The organism is Kaistella sp. CFF1-2 (assembly GCF_059509915.1).
Genome location: NZ_JCAKLF010000002.1, coordinates 498,859 through 520,798, shown reverse-complemented (window position 1 = coordinate 520,798; position 21,940 = coordinate 498,859). Strand labels below are relative to the sequence as shown.

At 36.7% G+C, this 21,940-nt stretch carries 26 protein-coding genes; 8 read left to right on the top strand and 18 right to left on the bottom strand.

Annotated elements, in window-relative coordinates; genetic code table 11:
- Positions 1-63: 63 nt before the first annotated feature.
- On the bottom strand, positions 64-1,329 hold the full coding sequence (gene mobB / locus AC5XHR_RS07520) for a conjugal transfer protein MobB (protein ID WP_495950158.1): 1,266 nt from the start codon (positions 1,327-1,329) through the stop codon (positions 64-66).
- A 4-nt stretch (positions 1,330-1,333) separates the two neighbouring features.
- Entirely contained in the window at positions 1,334-1,768 is a 435-nt protein-coding gene (gene mobA / locus AC5XHR_RS07515) for a conjugal transfer protein MobA (RefSeq protein ID WP_495950157.1), read from the bottom strand.
- A 548-nt stretch (positions 1,769-2,316) separates the two neighbouring features.
- Between mobA and AC5XHR_RS07510 the strand changes: the two genes are divergently transcribed.
- The 4 genes from AC5XHR_RS07510 to AC5XHR_RS07495 all read left to right on the top strand — a co-directional run bounded on the left by AC5XHR_RS07510 (position 2,317) and on the right by AC5XHR_RS07495 (position 4,378).
- Positions 2,317-2,811: a DUF3408 domain-containing protein gene (locus AC5XHR_RS07510; RefSeq protein WP_160367557.1), complete on the top strand. Its 495-nt coding sequence runs from the start codon at positions 2,317-2,319 to the stop codon at positions 2,809-2,811.
- A gap of 508 nt (positions 2,812-3,319) precedes the next feature.
- Positions 3,320-3,703, top strand: a complete 384-nt coding sequence (locus AC5XHR_RS07505) for a hypothetical protein (protein ID WP_160367556.1) — start codon at positions 3,320-3,322, stop codon at positions 3,701-3,703.
- Positions 3,704-3,755: 52 nt separating this feature from the next.
- The gene (locus AC5XHR_RS07500) at positions 3,756-4,100 is read left to right on the top strand and encodes a helix-turn-helix domain-containing protein (RefSeq protein ID WP_246163252.1); all 345 of its coding nucleotides are present in this window, start codon (positions 3,756-3,758) and stop codon (positions 4,098-4,100) included.
- Positions 4,097-4,378 carry a helix-turn-helix domain-containing protein gene (locus AC5XHR_RS07495; RefSeq protein WP_160367555.1) on the top strand — a complete coding sequence of 94 codons (282 nt, stop codon included), beginning with the start codon at positions 4,097-4,099 and terminating at the stop codon, positions 4,376-4,378. The genes AC5XHR_RS07500 and AC5XHR_RS07495 overlap by 4 nt, the downstream gene beginning before the upstream one ends.
- Before the next feature lie 94 nt (positions 4,379-4,472).
- On the opposite strand, the gene AC5XHR_RS07490 is transcribed toward AC5XHR_RS07495, so the two are convergent.
- The 3 genes from AC5XHR_RS07490 to pepT all read right to left on the bottom strand — a co-directional run bounded on the left by AC5XHR_RS07490 (position 4,473) and on the right by pepT (position 8,383).
- Entirely contained in the window at positions 4,473-5,354 is an 882-nt protein-coding gene (locus tag AC5XHR_RS07490; protein WP_495950156.1) for a hypothetical protein, read from the bottom strand.
- A gap of 172 nt (positions 5,355-5,526) precedes the next feature.
- Positions 5,527-6,777 (bottom strand): site-specific integrase, encoded by a 1,251-nt coding sequence (locus tag AC5XHR_RS07485; RefSeq protein WP_160367553.1) that lies wholly within the window; start codon positions 6,775-6,777, stop codon positions 5,527-5,529.
- 346 nt (positions 6,778-7,123) lie between these two features.
- On the bottom strand, positions 7,124-8,383 hold the full coding sequence (gene pepT, locus AC5XHR_RS07480) for a peptidase T (protein WP_495950155.1): 1,260 nt from the start codon (positions 8,381-8,383) through the stop codon (positions 7,124-7,126).
- Between the two features lie 165 nt (positions 8,384-8,548).
- Here pepT and AC5XHR_RS07475 point away from each other — a divergent pair, with 165 nt between their 5' ends.
- Positions 8,549-9,397, top strand: coding sequence for a hydroxymethylglutaryl-CoA lyase (locus tag AC5XHR_RS07475; protein WP_495950502.1), 849 nt, complete (start codon positions 8,549-8,551; stop codon positions 9,395-9,397).
- Positions 9,398-9,406: 9 nt separating this feature from the next.
- A complete protein-coding gene (locus AC5XHR_RS07470; protein ID WP_495950154.1) occupies positions 9,407-10,246 on the top strand; it encodes a sulfurtransferase in 840 nt (279 codons plus the stop codon).
- A gap of 54 nt (positions 10,247-10,300) precedes the next feature.
- Here the strand turns inward: AC5XHR_RS07470 and AC5XHR_RS07465 are convergent, their stop codons facing one another.
- The 11 genes from AC5XHR_RS07465 to AC5XHR_RS07415 form a co-directional block, all read right to left on the bottom strand.
- A complete protein-coding gene (locus AC5XHR_RS07465) occupies positions 10,301-10,627 on the bottom strand; it encodes an SUF system Fe-S cluster assembly protein (RefSeq protein ID WP_495950153.1) in 327 nt (108 codons plus the stop codon).
- Between the two features lie 52 nt (positions 10,628-10,679).
- Positions 10,680-11,372: a ribonuclease H-like domain-containing protein gene (locus AC5XHR_RS07460; RefSeq protein WP_495950152.1), complete on the bottom strand. Its 693-nt coding sequence runs from the start codon at positions 11,370-11,372 to the stop codon at positions 10,680-10,682.
- A 28-nt stretch (positions 11,373-11,400) separates the two neighbouring features.
- Entirely contained in the window at positions 11,401-11,748 is a 348-nt protein-coding gene (locus tag AC5XHR_RS07455) for a tRNA-binding protein (RefSeq protein ID WP_495950501.1), read from the bottom strand.
- Between the two features lie 619 nt (positions 11,749-12,367).
- Entirely contained in the window at positions 12,368-12,814 is a 447-nt protein-coding gene (locus tag AC5XHR_RS07450; RefSeq protein WP_495950151.1) for a hypothetical protein, read from the bottom strand.
- On the bottom strand, positions 12,808-13,275 hold the full coding sequence (locus AC5XHR_RS07445; protein ID WP_495950150.1) for a hypothetical protein: 468 nt from the start codon (positions 13,273-13,275) through the stop codon (positions 12,808-12,810). Before AC5XHR_RS07445 ends, AC5XHR_RS07450 begins: the two co-directional genes overlap by 7 nt.
- Positions 13,276-13,406: 131 nt before the next feature.
- Positions 13,407-14,717 carry a Fe-S cluster assembly protein SufD gene (gene sufD / locus AC5XHR_RS07440; protein WP_495950149.1) on the bottom strand — a complete coding sequence of 437 codons (1,311 nt, stop codon included), beginning with the start codon at positions 14,715-14,717 and terminating at the stop codon, positions 13,407-13,409.
- Between the two features lie 50 nt (positions 14,718-14,767).
- Positions 14,768-15,169 carry a four helix bundle protein gene (locus AC5XHR_RS07435; RefSeq protein WP_495950500.1) on the bottom strand — a complete coding sequence of 134 codons (402 nt, stop codon included), beginning with the start codon at positions 15,167-15,169 and terminating at the stop codon, positions 14,768-14,770.
- A 30-nt stretch (positions 15,170-15,199) separates the two neighbouring features.
- Positions 15,200-15,943 (bottom strand): Fe-S cluster assembly ATPase SufC, encoded by a 744-nt coding sequence (sufC, locus tag AC5XHR_RS07430; protein ID WP_495950148.1) that lies wholly within the window; start codon positions 15,941-15,943, stop codon positions 15,200-15,202.
- Between the two features lie 41 nt (positions 15,944-15,984).
- Positions 15,985-16,338 carry a four helix bundle protein gene (locus tag AC5XHR_RS07425; protein WP_495950499.1) on the bottom strand — a complete coding sequence of 118 codons (354 nt, stop codon included), beginning with the start codon at positions 16,336-16,338 and terminating at the stop codon, positions 15,985-15,987.
- 28 nt (positions 16,339-16,366) lie between these two features.
- The gene (sufB, locus tag AC5XHR_RS07420; RefSeq protein WP_495950147.1) at positions 16,367-17,815 is read right to left on the bottom strand and encodes a Fe-S cluster assembly protein SufB; all 1,449 of its coding nucleotides are present in this window, start codon (positions 17,813-17,815) and stop codon (positions 16,367-16,369) included.
- Positions 17,816-17,888: 73 nt separating this feature from the next.
- Complete coding sequence (locus AC5XHR_RS07415; protein ID WP_079667693.1) at positions 17,889-18,218, bottom strand: HesB/IscA family protein; 330 nt, start codon at positions 18,216-18,218, stop codon at positions 17,889-17,891.
- A 199-nt stretch (positions 18,219-18,417) separates the two neighbouring features.
- Between AC5XHR_RS07415 and AC5XHR_RS07410 the strand changes: the two genes are divergently transcribed.
- Both AC5XHR_RS07410 and AC5XHR_RS07405 read left to right on the top strand, forming a co-directional pair.
- Complete coding sequence (locus AC5XHR_RS07410) at positions 18,418-19,239, top strand: GLPGLI family protein (RefSeq protein ID WP_495950146.1); 822 nt, start codon at positions 18,418-18,420, stop codon at positions 19,237-19,239.
- A 60-nt stretch (positions 19,240-19,299) separates the two neighbouring features.
- Positions 19,300-20,151: a GLPGLI family protein gene (locus tag AC5XHR_RS07405; RefSeq protein WP_495950145.1), complete on the top strand. Its 852-nt coding sequence runs from the start codon at positions 19,300-19,302 to the stop codon at positions 20,149-20,151.
- Positions 20,152-20,204: 53 nt separating this feature from the next.
- On the opposite strand, the gene AC5XHR_RS07400 is transcribed toward AC5XHR_RS07405, so the two are convergent.
- The gene (locus tag AC5XHR_RS07400) at positions 20,205-20,858 is read right to left on the bottom strand and encodes a 50S ribosomal protein L25/general stress protein Ctc (RefSeq protein WP_495950144.1); all 654 of its coding nucleotides are present in this window, start codon (positions 20,856-20,858) and stop codon (positions 20,205-20,207) included.
- A 127-nt stretch (positions 20,859-20,985) separates the two neighbouring features.
- Positions 20,986-21,924 (bottom strand): ribose-phosphate pyrophosphokinase, encoded by a 939-nt coding sequence (locus AC5XHR_RS07395; protein WP_495950143.1) that lies wholly within the window; start codon positions 21,922-21,924, stop codon positions 20,986-20,988.
- Positions 21,925-21,940 lie beyond the last annotated feature (16 nt).

Genomic DNA, 21,940 nt, shown 5'->3' with positions numbered 1-21,940 from the left:
AAATTTATAAAAAATATTGTTTAAACCACTAGTATATGTGTTTTTTTACCTTTATTATTCATACTATCTCAACCCTCTCCCTTTTTTCTTTTTCTTCATTTGTTTAGCAAACTGTTCTTCCTCGTAGTCATCGCCCTGTGCATCGGGTAATAAGCTGAATAATCCCAAATCGAATTTAGGAGAGTGTTCCTGTGAGAGAAACTCAAAAAGGTCTTTCGTTGGTTGGTGGTCTATCGTGTTGGTATTGGAAACAAGGCTATCCTGTAATTTAAATTCGGGTTTATTTCCGTCGTTCCACCAATCGTTAAACATATTTGCCGATAAGTTTCTGTCTAATTGTGAGCCGTTCCAAACGCTACGGCTTTCGTGGTCAATAAAGGTCATACCGTAAATTCGTCCTTCACTATTACGTCTTACAACTGTATTAATACCCTGCTCAGTCAACTGCTTTTTAAAATCTGTTTCGTTGCTTGTGGTATGTATGGCAAGCTCCACCGTATTTTTCAGAACAGACCTTGCAGGATTGGTCTTCATTTTCTCTTTGGACTGCTCAAAATGCTTTTGAAGCTGTGCAATCCCTGCATCTTTTCCGAATAGCGATGCTTTGAACGGATTGCTTGCCTTGTTTCCGTTCTCGTCCAATGCCAAATAGACCAATCCATTTACAGTTTGACCGTTACGTTCGCCTTTGACTTCTTCTACTGTAATGTTGAAAAGTGATAGCAAAGCATTGTAGCTTCCCATAGTTGAAAAGCTGTAATACTTTGGCAAACGCCGTACTACCGAAGCAATTTGGCTCTTTATATCTCCACGTTGATAATCAACAGGTTTAAAAACTTTATTGCCCTGTTTCTGCTCTTGTTCGGTTGCCTTATGCAAATTGTATTTCGTTTCCAAATCCCGACAGATTGACATTGAGCGTGGATGGTCGTAATCATCGGGGATTTTCTTTCCGTCAATACCTACGCAGGTTGAAACAATGTGGATATGCGTTCGGTCAATGTCCGTATGCTTGAAAACAATATAAGGTTGACTGCCGTAACCCATACGCTCCATATACTCCTGAGTCATTTCTGTAAACTGTTCATCACTGACCTTATCCGCAGGATCTGGGTTCAGCGAAATATGGCGTACCGTCTTTTCCGTTTTGATGTTTGCCGATAAATACGGCTCAAAGCATTTGTTAAAATAGGCTACGGAATACTTGCCGTCAACTGTGTCAGGTATCTTGTTCAAGAGCAGAACTGCTCCGTTTTCTTTATCTACTTTCTGTTGATTGTACAAAATCGCTCCATACATATTGCTTCCCTTTCCAATTTTTGCAATCATAACTTTACTCTTTTTTCAGATGTTTTTCTTCAAATTCTTGTGTCAAACGGATGACTTCTTTAGTAACTTGTACCAATTCTATGGTTTCTTTTTCCAATTTAAAAAGGTAGGTTCCTGCTTTTTTCTCCGAAAAATTGTGGTATAATATCTTCACAATCTGATTGTAATTTGTTCCGATTGCTCGGAACTGGCTAAAAAATCGGGTCAACTTTTCGTGATATTCTATTGCATCCATATCAATCTTTACGGTCTTTACGGTCTTTTGAAAGATGCAGGCGGTAATAAAATGGGCGATTACTTTCATATCTGATTGGTCAAAGAGGGCAAGAAATTTGGCATTGTCCTCTGCGTTCAGGTTGATGGAATATCGATTTACCGCAGGGTCAATCTTTGGTTTTCTTCCTGATTTCTTAATCTGTTTTCTGTTTTTTTCTTCCATAATAATCCATTTTTAATTTTACATAAACGAGCGACTTCGGAGCCGTTTCCTGCCCCCTGCAAGGGCAAGTGCTCTTGAGATGCTGAAATTTATTTCGAGGACCTCAAGAGATAACTTGCTCTGAACAAGGGTTCAGAAAAATCCGTTTTGCAAACGGATTGTAGTTAGCAGGGAAAACCCATCGCTTCCATTACAAATTTCGGTAAGACTATTTGAATAACAGCTATTTACAACAATGACAATGAACGCCAAATGATGCCACTGAATACCACCTTAAAGCAGATTGGGACTGCTTTTATTTCCTTTGTATATGGCTAGCTAGCTGATTGGTTATATCCTTAAGGAAGTAACTAAAACAGCATAAATCCCGACAGTAAATCTGCGTGATTGAATGCAGACGAATTGCAGATTTTTGAGTTAATGAACTAACCAATTAAGGGTCTGCAGGTGCTTAGGTAGATAGGTAGTTACATAGATACAACTGTATATACAGCTGATTGCTTAGTTAACCAAACAGCTAATTGGATATAATATTAAAAATGACAGATATGATACACGAAGAAAACAAAAATCAGCAACCCGAAAAAGAGGATTTCTCTATTGAAAATTTCATAACTGATGAAAATAAACAATCTTTCACGGAACAACAGGCAGTAACACATCGGGAAGATTTTGTCAAACCCAAAGTAGATGAGGAAGCTATTATGCGTGTAATGGCAGGCGAAGAACCTTCGGAAACTGAAACGGAAAACACAAAAACACCTGCGAGTAATACAAGAAGGATGATTTACAAGCCAAAGAAGCTGACCAAAGAGGACTACTGCGGACGGTTCTTCAAAATTCCCACGACAACGGCAAGCAGGGGGAAATCAGTGTATGTACGGCAGGAACACCACGAAACATTTAACAGGCTTACAAATATTATGGGCATCGACAAACTGACGATTTATGCGTATCTGGACAACATAATCGAATACCACTTTCAGGAGTTTGGGGAATTGATTAGCGAAATCTATAACGAGAAACACAAACCGTTGTTTTGATAACTATACGTGGTGGGTGGTACGTTTCTACCTCTTAAAATTATTTTCCAAAAGAAAAAAACAGAAAAAAAAGAAAGCCATTTTAACAAGGGGGACAGGCGGAAAAACCAAAAGGAAACGGAATAAGTCCCGAAGGGTGGCAGGGCACACAACAAACTCGGCGAAGCCACCATATTTGCCCTGCCATTATGCCGTAGTCTTTTGGTTGGGTGGTGCGGTGGCTGTCCGCCTTATCTTTGCTCCCTTTGTTATTCTTTTTTTAATCAATTCCAATCAAAGAAAGGGTATAAAAAACACGTAAGGGCTAAGGATAGGATGTTTTTTGTATGCTTTCCTTTATCCTTACAAAACTCTTTAAATGTGTGAGGGCTTTGCGAGGAAAATTTAAAGTGTTTTGAGGATTACTTTCTATTCATATTGTGCCAGCATAAGCCAAATACTGCCACATAATGCCAAATGAAAACAACACATTCCCTTGTGTTCTATATTGGGTGCAAATTTTGAACCTATGGCACAAAAAGTAATACCTGACAAAGAGCAGAAAGAGAAAGAACAAATCAGAAAAAAAGAATATAGTCCTTTGATACAGGTTGATAAGAAGAGCGACCCGATTTCCAATTTCATCGCTAATTTAAAACGTCAGTTCAGGGAAGCAAAAGGCTTAATAGATTGGAACAGGCTATTCGGGGGAAAACGTACTGAACAACAAAAACAGACTTCCGAACCTGAAAGCATAATAGGTGCGACAAAAACGCTTATCCGTTCGGACTTCAAAAATGAAGAAAAAAATCAGGCTATACAGACCTATAAAAAGCCTGCTTTAAAAATGGACAATACAATCATAACGCAACAGTCTCGTCCTAAAAGTAAGAAACCAAAGTTAGGATTATAGCCTAGTATTTGGCAACTGTACGCCAAATACCGCCATCGGATGCAACATTAAAATGACCTATGTGAATAGCTTTTATTTTAGAGGTTTAAATGATGCAGATATGGAAATAACAGTTTTAGACATTCAGATTTTGAAAGCATTGCATAGGGAAGTTAAGGAAGTTTCCAATTTGATAGCGGAAATGACTACACCCTACAAAGCACTGCAACAGGCAACTAAATGGCTCGACCAACAGGAAGCCTGCCAATTGCTCAACATCAGCAAAAGAACGTTGCAGACGTATAGGGCAAAAGGCATTCTTGGAGCAACGCAAATCAATCGGAAAACGTATTTCAGATTATCCGAAGTGGAGTTACTTATGCAGGGAGAGCGACCATTAAAAAAGCAAAAGAAATGAAACAGATTGGAAATTCAAACGAAGATATGCTTGCCCTGCTCGAAGCTGTGGTAGGTATCAAAAATGAACTGCTGTATATCAGGGAATATTTCCACCCTTTATTGCAAGGGGAAATTTATCTTTCAGGCGAACAGGTCTGCGAGATGTTACACATCAGCAAACGGACGTTGCAACAGTACAGAGATGACGGACTGATACCTTTTATCAAACTCGAACGGAAAATTCTTTTCCGTGAAAGCGATATTATCAAGGTGTTGGAAGATAACTATCAGCGCTAGCCGATTGTCTGAAACTGTAACCGTATCAGTCAATTAAAGAAACAGCGCACTGCTTCAAGCAGTGCGCTGTGGTGTTTTATAAACGTGTAGGGGATTAAATTCCAAGTTTATCGTGCATTTCCCGCCATTCTTTTCCAAATTCAACCATTTCTAATGCAGCTTTTCGTTTGTCTTCTGGCAAGCATTGTATGCAAGTAGGATACTGAATGCCTTTGTAATGTACTTTACAATTAGGACATAACTCCATATTTTTTAAGTCATAGTTAGAAGCACATCTTCTACATGCGGTTATCGTGTCTTCAAATGAAAGATATTTTATGTCGTCAGTTAAGTAGAGTAAAAATGCTTCTTTTCCAATTATTTCTTCATTTTTGGTTTTAGCGTTTTCTCTTTGAAACCAATATTTTATATTTGATAAATTGTGGGTATTTTTCCATTTGTCTTTTGAAACAAAACACTTGTCTCGAACATCAAGAGCTTCCTCATCCGTATAAAATATTGTGATTAGTTCTTCTAACGATTTATAAACTGGTTGATCAAACTCGTGTTTGCATACTGCACAACGATATTGAGGTAGTTTTCTTACTCTTTTGTTGGGACGGTTGTCTCCACAATTTGGACATAAGGGAACAGCTATGTAATCATAGTTTTTTACAATATGTTTCTTAAATTCTGATTTATCAAGGTCAGAATTAGTTTCTTTGAAAATTTGAGTATATTTTCTTGTTATTTCTCTTTCGTAGTCGGAATATTTTTTGGGGTGAGAAAGATGCTGAATTGTTAATGTGTCTGTACTATCGCATATTTCGCATTTTTCTTTAAGAATTTTAGCTCGCCTTTCTTTCCAATCTTTTGTGTGCCACGACCGTTGTCCTTCTTTATAATCCTTCCAATATAGTTCTTTGGCAAGTTCTAATGAAATTTCTCCATTAGCCAACTTTTCCCTTAATTCGATACGTTCGTTATATGTCAACATACTTCAATCATATTGTTTTAATTATTGTAAATATAACTCTCACAAAATCTAGGCAATACAGCTAAATAGGTTGGTCTTGTTTAACTAATGTGAGATGTTATTTGTAGATAGCTAAAATACAAAAAAGCCAATGCAAAAACAGCATTGGCTTTCGTCAATGGTATTATTAGTTTTAAAGTTGAACCACAAAAGAGCTTTCCATACTTTTAAACTTATGCGATACCTTTTGCATATCCTTTCCAACTTTCTCATTAAGAATTTTTGCGTAAATCTGTGTGGTAGCAATGTTTTTATGCCCTAACATTTTGCTCAAACTTTCGAGCGGAACGCCCTCGCTCAAAAACAGCGTGGCAAACGTATGGCGTGCTAAATGAAAGGTAACTTTCTTTTCTTTCAGGCATTCAATCTGTTGGGATATTCTCTTTAGGCTATCATTACAGACTGTATTTGATGGTACAGGAAATACCTTTCCATCCTTTGAAAATCCTGCATATTTTTCGATAATCATTTTGGGAATATCCAACAGCATCACGTTTGACGATGTGGCTGTTTTTTTCCTACGTATGATAATCCACTGGTTACTGTCAAAGAAATCCTGAATATTGCTGTTTCTAAGCCCTTTCATATCTGAATAGGAAAGACCAGTAAAGCAACTGAAAACAAACAGGTCTTTAACCAATTCGTCTTTCTTTTTCTCGCAGTTGAACGTTACAAGCTGTTCCAACTCGTTCCGCAACAGATAACCTCTGTCTTTGTCCTTTTTGGTATTCTTGTACTCGCTGAAAGGATTAAAAGCAAGATGCTTTCTGCTCATTGCCAATCGGCAAAGTGTGGTAAAGCCAATCATATACAGCCAAATCGTGTTATGTGTCAAGCTTTGGTCATCACGTAGGTAGTAATCAAAGTCCTGTACAAAATCAGGAGTAAGGTCGTTAAAAGACACATCGGAGTAACCGTATTTTGTAAGTACAAAATTACGAAGATGTCTTAATAGTGTTTTATACTTACTTCGTGTACCATTTACCCGAAGCCCGCTATTGACCTTTTTCTCATAGTCGGAAAGAAACTGTTCATAGAACTTGAAAAAGGTCATTTCTCCGCTTTCCATACCGAGGAAGGCATTTTTAAGTTTAGTACTGTTTACAGCCCCCTCGTTCTTCAGAATTTTGGAATAGCATTCCTCAATGCCCAAACGGATTTTATCAAGCTTGCCGTTCACATCTTGGGCTTCTCGGCTTTTTCCTAAAACCCTGCCGTACTTCAAATCCCAATTTGATGCAGAAATATCCAGCTTTGTACTGAATGCAGACTGATTACCGTTTACGGTAATTCTGCACATAACCGTAACTTTCCCGTTCTTCTTCGGGGCATTCTTTTTAAGGTAGAAAAGAACCTTAAACGTTGATTTTTTTGTCGTTTCCATACTCACAATTCTTAATGATAAAATTAAACCTATGTGAGCTACGGAACAATATGAAAAACTATGCATAAAGCTGAAATACAGCATTTTAAAACAATTGTTTCTAATACTCGAAAGTAACGTTTTAGTAACCTTACTTTTGCCTAACCTCGCTTTTTTCTGCCTTTTTCTTCATTACTAAAAAATCAAAAAACGATTGTAAAGCCTTTATTTACAATCGTTTTCCCTGTTATTAATCTTTGATGTATTTTTACTGAAAATTTATTTTAAATTTATGATAATTAATCTGTTAAGAAATGGGTTTGTCGAAATTCGATCAACTTTTCAATTCATTAATTTTTGTCAAACACTATTGCTTTTTCACCGCTTTCGCAATATTCAAAATCACTTCGACAGCTTTCTCCATGCTTTCCAATGCCACATATTCGTACGGTCCATGGAAGTTAATTCCACCCGCAAAAATGTTTGGACATGGTAAACCCATATATGAAAGTTGAGCTCCGTCCGTTCCACCACGAATAGCTTTAATATCGGGCTCAATATTTGCATCGCGCATCGCTTGAGCAGCAATATCTACAATATGCATTTTGCCCTCAAATTGTTGCTTCATGTTGCGGTATTGTTCTTTGATTTCGACTTCAGCCGTATTTTCGCCGTGCTTTTTATTGAATTCGGCAACCGCATTTAGCATTTGATTTTTTCGTCCTTCAAATTTCGCATCATCGTGATCACGAATAATGTACTGAAGTTTTGCTTCGGAAATATCTGCGTTAATGTCCATTAAATGGAAGAAACCTTCGAAACCTCTCGTTGTAGCAGGGGTTTCATTCGTAGGAAGCATTTGTGCAAATTCTGCTGCAAGCAAAGCGGCGTTAATCATTTTGCCATAAGCATACCCTGGGTGAACGCTTAAACCGTGAATTTTAACAACAGCACCAGCCGCATTAAAGTTTTCATATTCTAATTCACCAACTTTTCCACCATCCATCGTATATGCCCATTCTGCACCGAATTTTTTCACATCAAAATGATGCGCTCCGCGGCCAATTTCTTCATCAGGCGTAAATCCAATTGCGATTCGTCCGTGTTTTATTTCAGGATGTGCAAGTAAGTATTCAGCAGCGGTAACAATTTCGGCAATTCCCGCTTTGTCATCCGCACTTAAAAGTGAGGTCCCGTCTGTTGTAATCAATGTTTTACCAACATATTCTTTTAGACTTTCGAAACGAGAAGGTGAAAGGGTAAAACCTGTTTCTTTATTCAATAGTAAATCGGAACCATCATAATTTGGCCAAATTTGTGGATTTACGTTTTTACCGTTAAAATCTGGAGACGAGTCGTAGTGGGCGATAAATCCAATAACAGGATCAGTATCGTTTTCTAAGTTTGACGGAACATAGGCATAAATGTAGCCTTTGTCATCCATAGAAACGTTTTCTAAGCCTAAAGTTTTTAGCTCTTCAAAAATATAATTGGCAATATCCCATTGCTGAGGTGTTGATGGAGTTGTTTCGCTTTCGGGATCACTCGTAGAGTAGATTTTTACGTAAGAAATGAAACGATTAAGCAGTTTGGTTTTCCACTCATGGTTGAAATCAATAGTCACCATAATCTGTATTTTAAAAATAAATTGATTGTTAAATAGTCTAACAAAGTTACGTTTTATAGTCAATTTAAGAGGTATAAAAATGCGATAATGCAATCCTCTCTTGGAATTTTTGTTCCTTTTCATCGGGTTTTTGGGGAAATGATTATCTTTAAAGAAAAAATTAAGATGTTTCTTACCGAATGTCCTCGTGATGCGATGCAAGGCTGGCACGAGCTTATCCCAACCCAAAAGAAAATAGACTATCTCAATGCGTTGATGGCGGTTAATTTTGATGTTTTGGATTGTGGAAGTTTTGTTTCACCCAAAGCAATTCCTCAAATGGCAGATACTGCGGAGGTTTTGGATCATGTTGATAAAAGCAATTCTGCGACTCAACTTTCTGTGATTGTTGCAAATATTAGCGGTGCAGAAAAAGCTATTTCTCACGATAAAGTGGATATTTTAGGCTTTCCATTTTCTGTTTCCGAGACGTTTCAATATCGAAATACCAATAAAAACCAGGAAGAAGCATTTACGCAAATTCAAGAAATTTCCAAAATGTGTTCGGATTCTGGTAAAACTTTGAATGTCTATTTTTCCATGGCTTTTGGAAATCCGTATGGGGAAATGTGGAAATGGGAAGAAGTTGATACGTGGGCACAACGTTTTCAAGAAATTGGAATTAAAAATATCTTACTTTCTGATACTACGGGAGTTGCAACAACGGAAAGCATTCATCTTTTGTTCAATAAAATTCCCAAAAAATATTCTGATATTAATTTTGGAGCGCATTTTCATAATCGATACGAAGATTCTTTTCCAAAGCTGAAAGCAGCTTATGAAGAAGGTTGTCGAAGATTTGATAGCGCGATTAAAGGAATTGGCGGTTGCCCAATGGCGAAAGATGATTTGGTTGGAAATATGCCTACGGAAAAGGTGATTACGTTTATGGCGGCAGAAAAAATAGAAAACAAACTCAATCTACTAAATTTCGAAAGCGCTTATAATAAGGCGAAAGATATTTTTCAGTTTTAAATTATACGTATGAAAAGTCCCATTATTTCGATAGACGATTTTAAAACGTTACGAAGCAACCCTAATTTGGTCGTATTTGATGCGCGAGTTGGCGCTGATGCCGAAGAACGTTTTGTAAAGCAACATATTCAAGGTGCTCGATTTTTGGATTTGGACCGAGATTTAGCTGAAGTTCCTGTTGATGCATCGATTGGTGGGAGGCATCCTTTGCCGTCTTTAGAGACATTTCAAGAAACTTTAGAAAATTCGGGAGTGAATGATGAAAGCACCTTCGTGGTTTATGATGACAAATTGGGAGCGAATGCGGGAGCAAGACTTTGGTGGATGCTGAGAGCGTTTGGTTTTGATGAGGTGTATGTTTTAGATGGCGGATTCCAAGCTGCGGAAGCCAATGGAATTGCTATGGAATCTGGAAAACCTCAATGGGAAAAAGGAAAACTTTCCAACCGAAAAGAATGGAGGCTTCCAATCACTTCGATTTCAGAGGTTGAAAATAACATAAAAGAGAATTCAGCTACGGTTATTGATGTTCGCGATGCCTATCGATATCGAGGTGATAGCGAACCAATCGATCTAATTGCTGGACATATTCCTGGTGCGATTAATATTCCGTTTTCGGAGAATTTACAAAGTGATGGTCGTTTTCTTTCTGCGGAAGAATTGAAATCGAAATATTCCGAATTACTAAAAGATAAAAGCAAGAAACTAATTATCCATTGCGGATCAGGAGTTACCGCTTGTCATACGATTTTGGCTTTAACAGCTGCAGGTTTTGAAGTTCCGAACTTATACGTTGGTTCTTGGAGCGAGTGGAGTAGGACGGATCGACCTATTGCAAAAGAGGTTTAAAAAAAAGTTCGGCGGGAGCAAAGCTCCCGCCGAACGCATTTCTATTTCAATTATTTATAACATTCCGAGTTCAAAACGAGCTTCTTCGCTCATCATATCTTTGGTCCAAGAGGGCTCAAAAGTAAGTTCTAAATCAACAGAATTCACATCTTTTACCATGCCTACTTTTTCTTTAACTTCGGCAGGAAGCGACTCTGCAACAGGACAATTGGGTGTTGTAAGTGTCATTATTACTTTAACATCGCCATCGTCCGAGATTTGTACATCGTAAATAAGTCCTAATTCATAAATATCAACAGGGATCTCAGGGTCGTAAACGGTTTTGAGAACCTTAATAATATTATCGCCAATATCTGCTATCTGATCGTCTGTATATTTCATTTTTTCTTTCTGTTGCAGGCTTTTTTCGTGAGAAATTTTCTGCAAAAACAAGTTAAAATCGAGTGAGTAAATCTTCCTGTCGCATACGCCGGAAAATATTGGCCAAAGTTAAGACATCTTTTTCACAATATTGAACTATTCTAAATAAATCTTTTTCTATATAATACATAGATGAAACCATCGAGCCATCGATATCGTCTTTTGGTGTTGGAATTCCGAAAACATGCGCGAGTAACTCTAATGAAACGAAGCTTTTATAGTCCCCAAACTTCCATAATTCCATCGTGTCAATATGCATAATTTCCCACGGCTTTTTTCCATAAAGTTGAAATGGAGAAGGAGGTTGCATGCCGTTAATTAAATAGCGACGAGCAATCCAAGGGAAATCAAATTCTTTTCCGTTGTGCGCACAAAGAATCACATCTCGCATACGTAGACTATTAAACAACTCGCCAAATTCAATCAACAATTGCTTTTCATCATCATTATAGAAACTCTTTATTTTTAGCTTTTCATTTTTTTCCATCATACCGATAGAAATACAAATGATTTTTCCAAATTCGGCCATGATTCCACCACGATCTTGATAAAAATCAGACGCATCCACATCATCACCTCGTTGGCGTTTTGTTTTTTTATCCCAAAGATTTTGCTCATCTTCAGATAAATCTTCCCAAACCCCGTATTGTGGAACCGTTTCAATATCAAGGAATAAGACTCGTTCGATAGGAATTGTATTAATCATTTTTCGAAATTTTGTGTTTTTATTTTTTTTACCCCAATTGCATTCCGTTTTTGGTAGGAATAGAAGGGGTGATGAGAGCCACCTCTTCTTTATTTTCACCATATAATCCGAGAACCAGACATTCACTAAAGAAATTAGCGATTTGCTTTTTAGGGAAATTCACAACCGCAAGTACTTGTTTACCAACTAAATCTTCTTTTTGATAAAGTTTTGTGATTTGTGCCGATGATTTTTTTATTCCAAGTGCACCGAAATCAATTTCCAACTGGAAAGCGGGCATTTTGGCTTTTTCAAAATCCAATACAGAGACTATCGTTCCTACTCGAATATCCAATTTCTCAAAATCTGACCAAGAGATTTCCGGTTTAATACGCATTATTTCTGCACTATTAGCTTTGGCTTCCTGAATTTGTTCTTCCTGTTTTTTCTCTCCACGAGCTACTAGAATTTCGTCATAACGACGAAGAATTTCCTCTTTTTGAGTCGCATATTTCGCTTGAAGTTCACTCCCTTCACCCATTCGTTTATAATATTCGAGTGCTTTTTCAGCAAATTGTTTTTGATTAAATAATGGAGCTACAGGAACTTGAGGGAAAATTTTGTGAAAAAGATTTTCGTAATAGGCTTGCCACTCCCGTTCATTTTTATCTAGAACATTCGGCTGTTCTGTTTTTTGTTTCACGTGAAGCATTTCGTGAGCCATCAGATTAACAACGATTTCCAATTTAAAATTGAATAAATTTCTAGGAATTCGGATAATTTGAGGCTCATTAAAATTTCCCTCCGTCGTAAGAACGATGTAGTTTGGTTGCTCGTCTTCTCGAAATTCAAAACCTTTTAATTGATCACTTTCCAAAGAATACGAACGAAGTAAAAAATCGGCAGCGTCCGTAATTTGGTTGTTTTCTTTGTAGGTTTTAATATGGTTAAGAATGCTTTCGGGAATCATGTTATTTTTTTTCAAAAGTAAATAAAACTTCCTGAAATAAATACTTTTATGATTTCCTACGCATGACGCCCACTTTCACCTTTCGAAATGGGCGAATCATTTTTTTAATTGGTCGAAGTGATCGTAAATAAATGGTGACAACCAAAGAAATACAAGCTGCCGTTCCGAGTGCACCACCAAAGCCTTTAAATTCTTTTGAAATATTTTGATAAATCAACGTGAAAATAATTGGCGCGATAAATAAATTGAAATTTTTAAAATGTTTCCTCGAAGAAATCATTCCAATGAAGGTAGATCCAATCACGATAAACGGAATATCTTTTGGTAAATCAAAATGCCAAAACCACGTGTTAAATTGGTAAAATCCGCCAACCAACATGGCAATCAAACCTGAAGCTCGAACGGGACCTAATTTTAAATTTTTGTTTAAATGATAGGTTAACCAAGCTCCAGAAATGGACAAAACGATATTGATGATTAACGTTTCTACCATGGCAAAAAGAATTTATAGATTACATACGCGTACAAAACGCCCATAAATGCTAAAGTTCCCAATTTACCGCCAATTCCATGGAAATAATGATGCGAAAACGTGTAAAATACCGCCGTTAAAATCGTTGAAAGAAATATAAAAACATAACCATATGGAAGTTGCGTCATGCCCACAAAAGCGCCACAGTAGATGGCAATTGGCCAATGCGCCGCCGATTTCATTTGATACTTAATATGTCGGGTAAAACTTCCCGTAAAACCTACCAATCCTGCTGCAAAAACTGTATTTAAACCAAGAGTAGACTGTAAAAAATAGGTCGCAAAACTTCCTATCAAAAACCAAACGAATAAATCGTAATGCACTTCATGTTTCAATTCGATATGCAAACGGTGTTTTTTTCGATAGGACAAAGCCATTCCCAAAACAATCAACGAAAAAGCAATGAGAAACCATGGTTTCAAGTTTTTTTCTTTGATGATCGCCACAATAAAATAAACCTGCGCAGCAATGAACAGGAATAATAATATTTGGGGAATTACTTTTTTAAAATTTTGCATTTAAACAAAAATAGGGCGATTAACGCCCTACTCCTTTATTCTTCAATAATCAAATCTACGCCTAATTTTTCGGCTAAGAGTTTTGATATTTTTAGTTTTAGTGGCTCGATATCAATGTTTTGCATGGCATCGTTTGCAAAAGCGTAAAGCAACAAAGCTTGTGCTTCATTTTTCGAAATTCCACGTGCACGAAGGTAAAACATCGCATCTTTATCCAATTGTCCAACCGTACAACCGTGCGAACATTTCACATCATCAGCAAAAATTTCCAACTGAGGTTTGGTGTCGATTGACGAACCTTCAGAAAGCAAAATATTGTTGTTTTGCTGATATGCATTGGTTTTTTGAGCAATTTTATCTACAAAAATTTTCCCGTTGAAAACTCCATGAGATTTTCCACCGAAAATTCCTTTGTAGTTTTGGTACGACTCGCAATGCGGTTGATTGTGATGAACCGCCGTGTGATGATCCACCAATTGGTCTTTGTCAATCACCGTAATTCCGTTCATAAACGAATTGATATTGCTTCCGTTTTGAATAAAATCAAGGTTATTTCGCACCAATTTTCCTCCAAAAGAGAAGGTGTTTACCGTTGCTAAACTGTCTTTTTCTTGCTTAGCATAGGTATTATCAATTAAATACGACGTGTCGCTATCGTTTTGAAGTTTATGCCAATCTGCTTTTGCATTTGGATAAACGAAAATTTCTGTCACCGAATTTGTGAACGTAAAACTTTCATCAAAATTATGATGACTTTCAATAACTTCTACTTTCGAATTTTCTTCAACAATTAACAAGTTACGCGTATTGTAAAACGTGTTTTCTTGTTGATTTTGAGAAAGATAAAATACATGAATTGGTTTTTCAATCACCGTGTTTTTTGGAACGTGAAGGAAAAATCCGAATTTACAATACGCATCATTCAAATCCACAAAAGGATTATTTTCTAATGATATTGTATTGAAATATTTATCGAAAACAGCTTTGTGTTTTTCATCATTCAACGCATGATTGAAAGACAACATTTCGATATTCGCAATCGAAATTTTCGACAATTCTTTGTGCAATTCTCCGTTTACAAACACGATGTAATCGAAGTTTTCCTCGCCCAAATGCAATGCATCAATTTGTTCTTTCGTAATGTGATGCTCGCTAATTGGGAAAAAATTGTAGTCTTTTTTTACAATTTCCGCAAGGTTGGTGTATTTATATTCTTCGTCTTTCTTCGTTGGGAAGCCCAATTCAGCAAACTTTTGCAAAGCCGCCTTTCTTTTGTCATCGAGAAAACGATGCTTCAAGCTTTCTAAAAAAGAAGTATGATTTTCTAAAATTTGGTCTAATAGCATATTTGAAATTTGAAGTTTGAGATTTGAAATTGAGGACGTTAAACTTTCGTTTATTCCTCATTCTTTCGATTGAATTTATTTCCCTTATGAGTTGAATTTTTCAAATAGTTAATAAATCCCGAAAGCTTTTTTGAAATCTCTAAACTTTCATTTTTTAGTTTTAAATAAGTTTCTTCTTCCAGATATTTTCTGTCAAATGCTCTTATAAGTTGTGACCGAACTTCACCGGCTGAACCTTTGGACATTGTAAGAAAATTAACAAATTCACGATTTCCTTCTCTCTCAAAACCCTCAGCAATATTATCCATTATCGAGGAAGAAGCTCTGTCAATTTGCGTTTTATCATGTCTCTGAAATTTGTTGTTAAGAACGCAATTTTGATAAATGGATTCACAAAATCTTCTTGAATTTTGCCAAATTTCCAAATCTTCAAAATTATTAATCGTTCCCACAATTTCAAATTTCAAATATCCAATCTCGAATTACTTAAGCAGCCAATCGTAGCCTTTTTCTTCTAATTCTAATGCAAGAGATTTGTCTCCTGTTTTGATGATTTTTCCGTCCGCCAAAACGTGTACAAAATCGGGTTGAATATGGTTCAAAAGTCTTTGGTAGTGCGTAATTAAAAGCACCGCATTTCCTTCATTTCTGAATTTATTCACACCATCCGAAACAATTCTCAACGCATCGATATCCAAACCAGAATCGGTTTCGTCCAAGATTGCTAATTTCGGGTTCAACATCATCATTTGGAAAATCTCGTTTCTCTTCTTTTCACCACCCGAAAATCCTTCATTTAACGAACGAGAAAGGAAATCTTTCTTAATTTCCAAAAGCTCCGATTTCTCACGAATCAATGCTAACATTTCTTTTGCTGGCATATCTTCAAGACCGTTTGCTTTTCGGTTTTCGTTCATTGCCGCTTTAATGAAGTTCGTTACCGAAACTCCCGGAATTTCCACTGGATACTGGAAAGACAAGAAAATCCCTTTGTGGGCTCTTTCTTCTGGCGCATCTTCGATGATGTTATCACCTTCGAAAAGGATTTCACCATCCGTTACTTCGTACTCTTCTTTACCAGCAATCACTGATGAAAGCGTAGATTTACCAGCACCATTTGGTCCCATAATCGCGTGAACTTCACCCGGTTTTATCTCTAAATTGATTCCTTTTAAAATTTCTGCGCCATCTTCAATTCTGGCGTGTAAGTTTTTAATTTCTAACATAATTTTTAATGTGGTAATTAGATAATCTGATAATTAGTTAATTATTTCTTACCACTTATTTTTAATGTAATGATAATTTTATTTGCAATATTTTCAATATCTTTTAGTTGCTCTAACAAGTCGTCACATTCTGGATAATTTTCTGAATGTTTGCAAAGCAATAGCCAATAATTAGTTTCTTCTATTTCTTTTGCGGCGATTTTAAACTTATGAATAAAATCATTTTTACTTTCAGAATTTTGAGCTTCTCTAATGTTTGCACCAATTGAAGTCCCAGATTTTAATAATTGGTTTGAAATCACAAATTTTTTTTGCTCGTGAAGTAATTCGCAATATTTGATAATTCTTAATGAAAAATTAAAAGTTTTTGTTAAAATTATATTGTCTTTCACTATCAAATTATCTCATTTCCAAATTAACACATTAACCTACCGAACCTTCTAACGAAATTTCCAGAAGTTTTTGAGCTTCGATGGCGAATTCCATTGGGAGTTTGTTGAGAACTTCTTTGCTGAAACCGTTTACGATTAATGCAATTGCTCTTTCGGTATCGATTCCTCTTTGGTTGCAGTAGAAAATTTGGTCTTCACCAATTTTCGATGTCGTTGCTTCGTGCTCCAATTGTGCTGTTGGATCTTTGATTTCGATGTACGGGAAAGTATGTGCTCCACATTCATTCCCCATCAATAAAGAGTCACACTGAGAGAAATTTCTCGCACCTTTTGCTGATGGCATTACTTTAACCAATCCACGATACGAATTGTTCGATTTTCCTGCCGAAATACCTTTAGAAATAATCGTTGAACGTGTATTCTTGCCGATATGAATCATCTTTGTACCTGTATCTGCGTACTGATGCATGTTGGTAACCGCAATCGAATAAAATTCTCCGATTGAATTGTCTCCCTTCAAAATACAAGACGGATACTTCCAAGTTACGGCAGAACCTGTTTCTACTTGCGTCCAAGAGATTTTTGCATTTCTTTCGCAAAGTCCTCTTTTTGTTACAAAGTTGAAAACACCTCCTTTTCCGTTTTCGTCACCTGGATACCAGTTTTGTACGGTTGAATATTTAATTTCGGCATCATCCATTGCGATTAATTCCACAACAGCGGCGTGCAATTGGTTTTCGTCACGAGATGGTGCAGTACAACCTTCCAAATACGATACGTAACTTCCTGCATCTGCGATAACAAGCGTTCTTTCGAACTGCCCTGTTCCTGCTTGGTTGATACGGAAATAGGTTGAAAGTTCCATAGGACATTTTACACCTTTTGGAATGTAGCAGAATGAACCGTCAGAAAACACTGCCGAATTCAATGCTGAATAGAAGTTATCGCCTCTCGGAACAACCGTTCCCAAATGTTTTTTTACTAAATCTGGATGATTTTTAATCGCCTCAGAAATCGAGCAGAAAATAATTCCTTTTTCCGCCAAAGTATCTTGGAACGTCGTTTTCACGGAAACTGAGTCCATTACGATATCCACAGCAACACCCGCCAAACGTTTTTGCTCTTCGATGTTGATACCTAATTTTGCAAAAGTTTTCAAAAGCTCAGGATCAACTTCATCTAGACTCGCCAATTCTGGTTTTACTTTTGGAGCAGCATAATAACGAATCGCCTGAAAATCTGGCTTTTCGTATTTTATGTTCGCCCAATCTGGTTCTTCCATTTTTTGCCAAATTCGGAACGCATCCAAACGCCAATCGGTCATCCATTCTGGTTCGCCTTTTTTCTCCGAAATCATTCGGACAATATCTTCATTAAGACCCGTCGGAAAATCGTCATACTCGATGTCGGTGTAAAAACCGGCTTCGTATTCTTTCGTTTTAAGATCTTCTCTTAGATCGTCTTCTGTGTACTTACTCATAATTAAATTTTAGATTTTGAATTTTAGATTTTAGATAAGAATGTCTCCAATCTCTTGTCTAAAAATCTCTAATCTACAAACTGAAACTCTCCCCGCAGCCGCAAGTTCTTGAGGCATTTGGATTGTTAAAAACGAAACCTTTACCATTCAATCCACCAGAATATTCTAATGTTGTCCCGGCAAGATAAAGGATCGATTTTTTCTCTACAACGACTTTTACACCGTTGTCTTCAAAAATTTGATCGGTTTCGCCTTTTTGGTTATCAAACTTCAAGACGTATTCTAGACCGGAGCAACCTCCACTCTTTACGCCTACTCTTATATAATCGGTTTCAGGATTGAAGCCTTCCTCAGTCATTAACTGGGCTGCTTTGGCTTTGGCCTGATCTGAAACTTTTATCATTTTTATTTAGAATTAATTTAGTTTGCAAAGTTAACACTTAAAAGACTCATAATCAAATTTGGTATTTCATTTTAACTATAATTATTATTGAGGGCTTTAAAATATGATTTACAAACATTTACATAATACAATTTTTTCTAGGACTTTAATTTTGTGTTTGCTAAATGTGTACATTTAAATAATCTAAAACACCAGATTTATGCAATTAAAAATATTCATCGTCGCGAGTTTCTTTTTTTCAGTTTTTGTTTTGTCTCAAAACATGCGCTTTATGTATGAATTGAAGTTTGTAAAAGACTCCACAAATCGGCAAGAAGTAATCACGGAATTGTTGAATTTGGATACAACTCCAAAAGGTTCCACTTTTTACCCATCAAAATCAATTGTTCAAGATTCCATATTTGCAGAATATGATAAAGCTATAGACAAAGAAGCATTTAGGAAGTCGACGGACTGGGAAAAAGGCAGAGTGAAGATTTCTTATTATGTAGCAAAAAACTATAAAGATCAAACCGTTACAGTGCGTGATTTTTTTGGCGGAAATTATTTTTCATATTCTGAAACAAGCCCTCTGAAGTGGAAAATCGAAAAAGAAACGTCAAAAATAACAACGTATGCTGTACAAAAGGTAACTGCTAGTTATGGTGGGAGAGAATGGACTGCTTGGTTTACCACACAAATACCAATTTCGGATGGACCCTATAAGTTTTCTGGTTTGCCGGGTTTGATAATCAAAATGGAAGATTCTAAAAAAGATTATCGATTTGAATTGGTGAAATCTGAAAAACTAAAGTCCGAATACGACCAATCTAAAAAGTTTGGAAAAATAATCAAGGTCAAGAAAGAAGAATTTGCAAAACTCGTAAAAAGACAACAGACAGATCCTGTTTCATTTTTACCTCCGCCGCCATCAAGCATCAGTGGTGAAAACACTATGGTGAATTTAAATAATGAAAGGAAATTTAAAGAGAAGGTTCAAGCAGACGCTAAAAAAGACAATAATCCTATTGAATTTTATTAATGCGTTTTAACTTTTTTTGAAAACGGATATCAAAACTAGTATAAATTCAATTTAGAAAAAATGAAAAAGTATTTTCTTGTTTCGATGACGTTGCTTCTTTCTGCTTTGGCTTTCGGACAAACCAATCGCTTTGTATATGTCGTAAGTATGAAACCCAATAGCAACAAACCCGATGATGTCAAAAAAGAATTGGCATATCTGGATACCGATGGGAAACAATCTTTATTTATTGCAGAAAAAGTGATTCAGAGAGATTCTCTAATGTCAGAGTTCAGAAAAACCAATCAACGTCCTGATTTTTCGAAGATGCAAGACTTAAGAAGTTCTATTAATTATACTGTGAGAAAAAATTTAGCGAACGGCGAGGTTACTTTCGAAAATAGAATTGGTCGTGATAATTATTCGTATACAGAAAGCAATCTTTTTACGTGGAAAATCGAGCCTGAAACCATGAAAATTGATAAATATACCGCTCAAAAAGCAACCGCTGATTTTGGAGGTAGAAAATGGACGGCGTGGTTTACGTCGGAAATTCCAGTTTCGGATGGACCATACAAATTTGGTGGACTTCCAGGGTTGATTCTTAAGGTTGAAGACGAAAAGGGTGATTACAAATTTGAAATGGCTGAGTCTAAGAAAATTGCAGCCATAGCTTCCGTGAGTCAATTTGGGCAAACCATTAAAGTAAAAAGGAAAGACTACGATAAAGTTGCTAAGCGTTTCCAAGATGATCCTGAGTCATTTATGATGGCTATTCGTGGCAGCGGCGGTGGAGCAATCTCACCACCAGCATCAGGAGGCAGCGTCCGAGGAGTGAGAGTCGGCGGTCCAGGCAACGGCGGAGGCGGAGATTTCCGTCAACGGATGCTTCAAGAGATTAAAGACAATAACAATCCTATCGAATTGCAATAGCATAAAAAAAACCTCCTATTGGGAGGTTTTTTTGTTTATTTTCTTATCAAAAATTATTCTGCAGATTTCTCTTCAGTTGTAGGTACATCTGGAGATTGATCTTTAACTTCTTCTGCTAATTCTTCATCCTCTTCATCAGCTGCTGCTGCTCCACCTTTCATTGCATTTCTAGACATCTTAACAGCTGCAACTACAGCATTGTCTGGGTGCATGAATGCGAATTTTTCGCTCTTAAGAGCTGCAACATACAATTTGTTACCAATTTTAAGTGGAGTAACATCTACCACGATTTCGTCTGGTAAGTTTGCAGGGATTGCTTTTACTTTTAGCTTTCTGTAAGATTGTCTCAATACACCACCAGCAACTACACCTTTTGCACGACCTGTAATTCTTACAGGAACTTCCATAATAACCGGCTTGTCAGCAGATAATTGGTAGAAGTCAACATGTAAAATTTTGTCTGTGATTGGGTGAAACTGAATGTCTTGAAGTACAGCAGGAATAGTGTTTCCTTCGATAACAAGCTCTACAGTGTGCGCCTCTGGAGTGTAAACCAAATTCTTGAAAGACTTCTCTTCAGTTGAAAAGCTAATTGGTTCTTGACCTCCATAAACAACACAAGGTACTAGCTCAGCATCACGTAAAGCTTTTGTAGACTTTTTGCCCACGTTTTCTCTTTTTGTGCCTTGAATTGTAATAGATTTCATTTTAAATAAATTTGTTAAAAATTTTAGAGCGCAAAGATAGTGTTTTAATTTCTAAATCAGTATGATAAAGTCAAAAAAATAAAAGGCTCGCCGAAGCTAGCCCTTTTTATAATATTGATAAACGATCTTAAATAATAAATTTATCGCTAATTGACTTGTGCTCATGTACGCTTTTCATTACATCAGCAAATAAAGCTGCGCAAGAAAGCACTTTAATTTTTGGAGACAAACCTTCTTTTACAGGAATGGTATCGGTAACGATAACCTCTTCAAGTTTTGAATTATTGATATTTTCATACGCTTTTCCAGAAAGAACTCCGTGAGTCGCCATTGCTCGTACCGATTTCGCTCCTTTCTCAACAAGGATATCGGCAGCTTTGCAAAGTGTTCCTGCTGTGTCAATCATGTCATCAATAAGGATTACATTTTTACCTTCAACATCACCAATTAGGAACATTTCCTCAACAACGTTTGCTTTTTTACGCTCTTTATAGGCGATAACAACGTCGGCACCTAAATGTCCAGCGTAGTTTTTAGCACGTTTTGCACCACCCATATCTGGAGACGCAATGGTAAGATTGTCAAGGTTTAAGGACTTAATGTGGTCAATAAAGATTGTTGAAGCATACAAATGATCCACTGGAATTTCGAAGAAACCTTGGATTTGATCTGCATGTAAATCCATTGTCATAATACGAGTTGCTCCAGCAGCCGTTAAAAGATTTGCAACCAGTTTCGCACCAATCGGTGCTCTAGGTTTGTCTTTACGATCTTGTCTTGCTAGTCCGTAATACGGAATTACAACCGTAATGTTTTTAGCAGAAGCTCTTTTGGCTGCATCAATCATCAAAAGAAGTTCTAATAAATTATCCGCTGGAGGGAAGGTAGATCCGATAAGGAAAACGCGTCCACCACGAACGGATTGATCTAAAACGGGCTCGAATTCCCCGTCGCTAAATTCTTGAAAATTGATTTTCCCTAGTTCTTCGCCATAATAATCTGCGATTTTTTGGGACAATTCGATACTTGTTCTTGTTGAAAACAGATACGTTGCCTGGTCAGCCATTTTTACTTTTATTTAG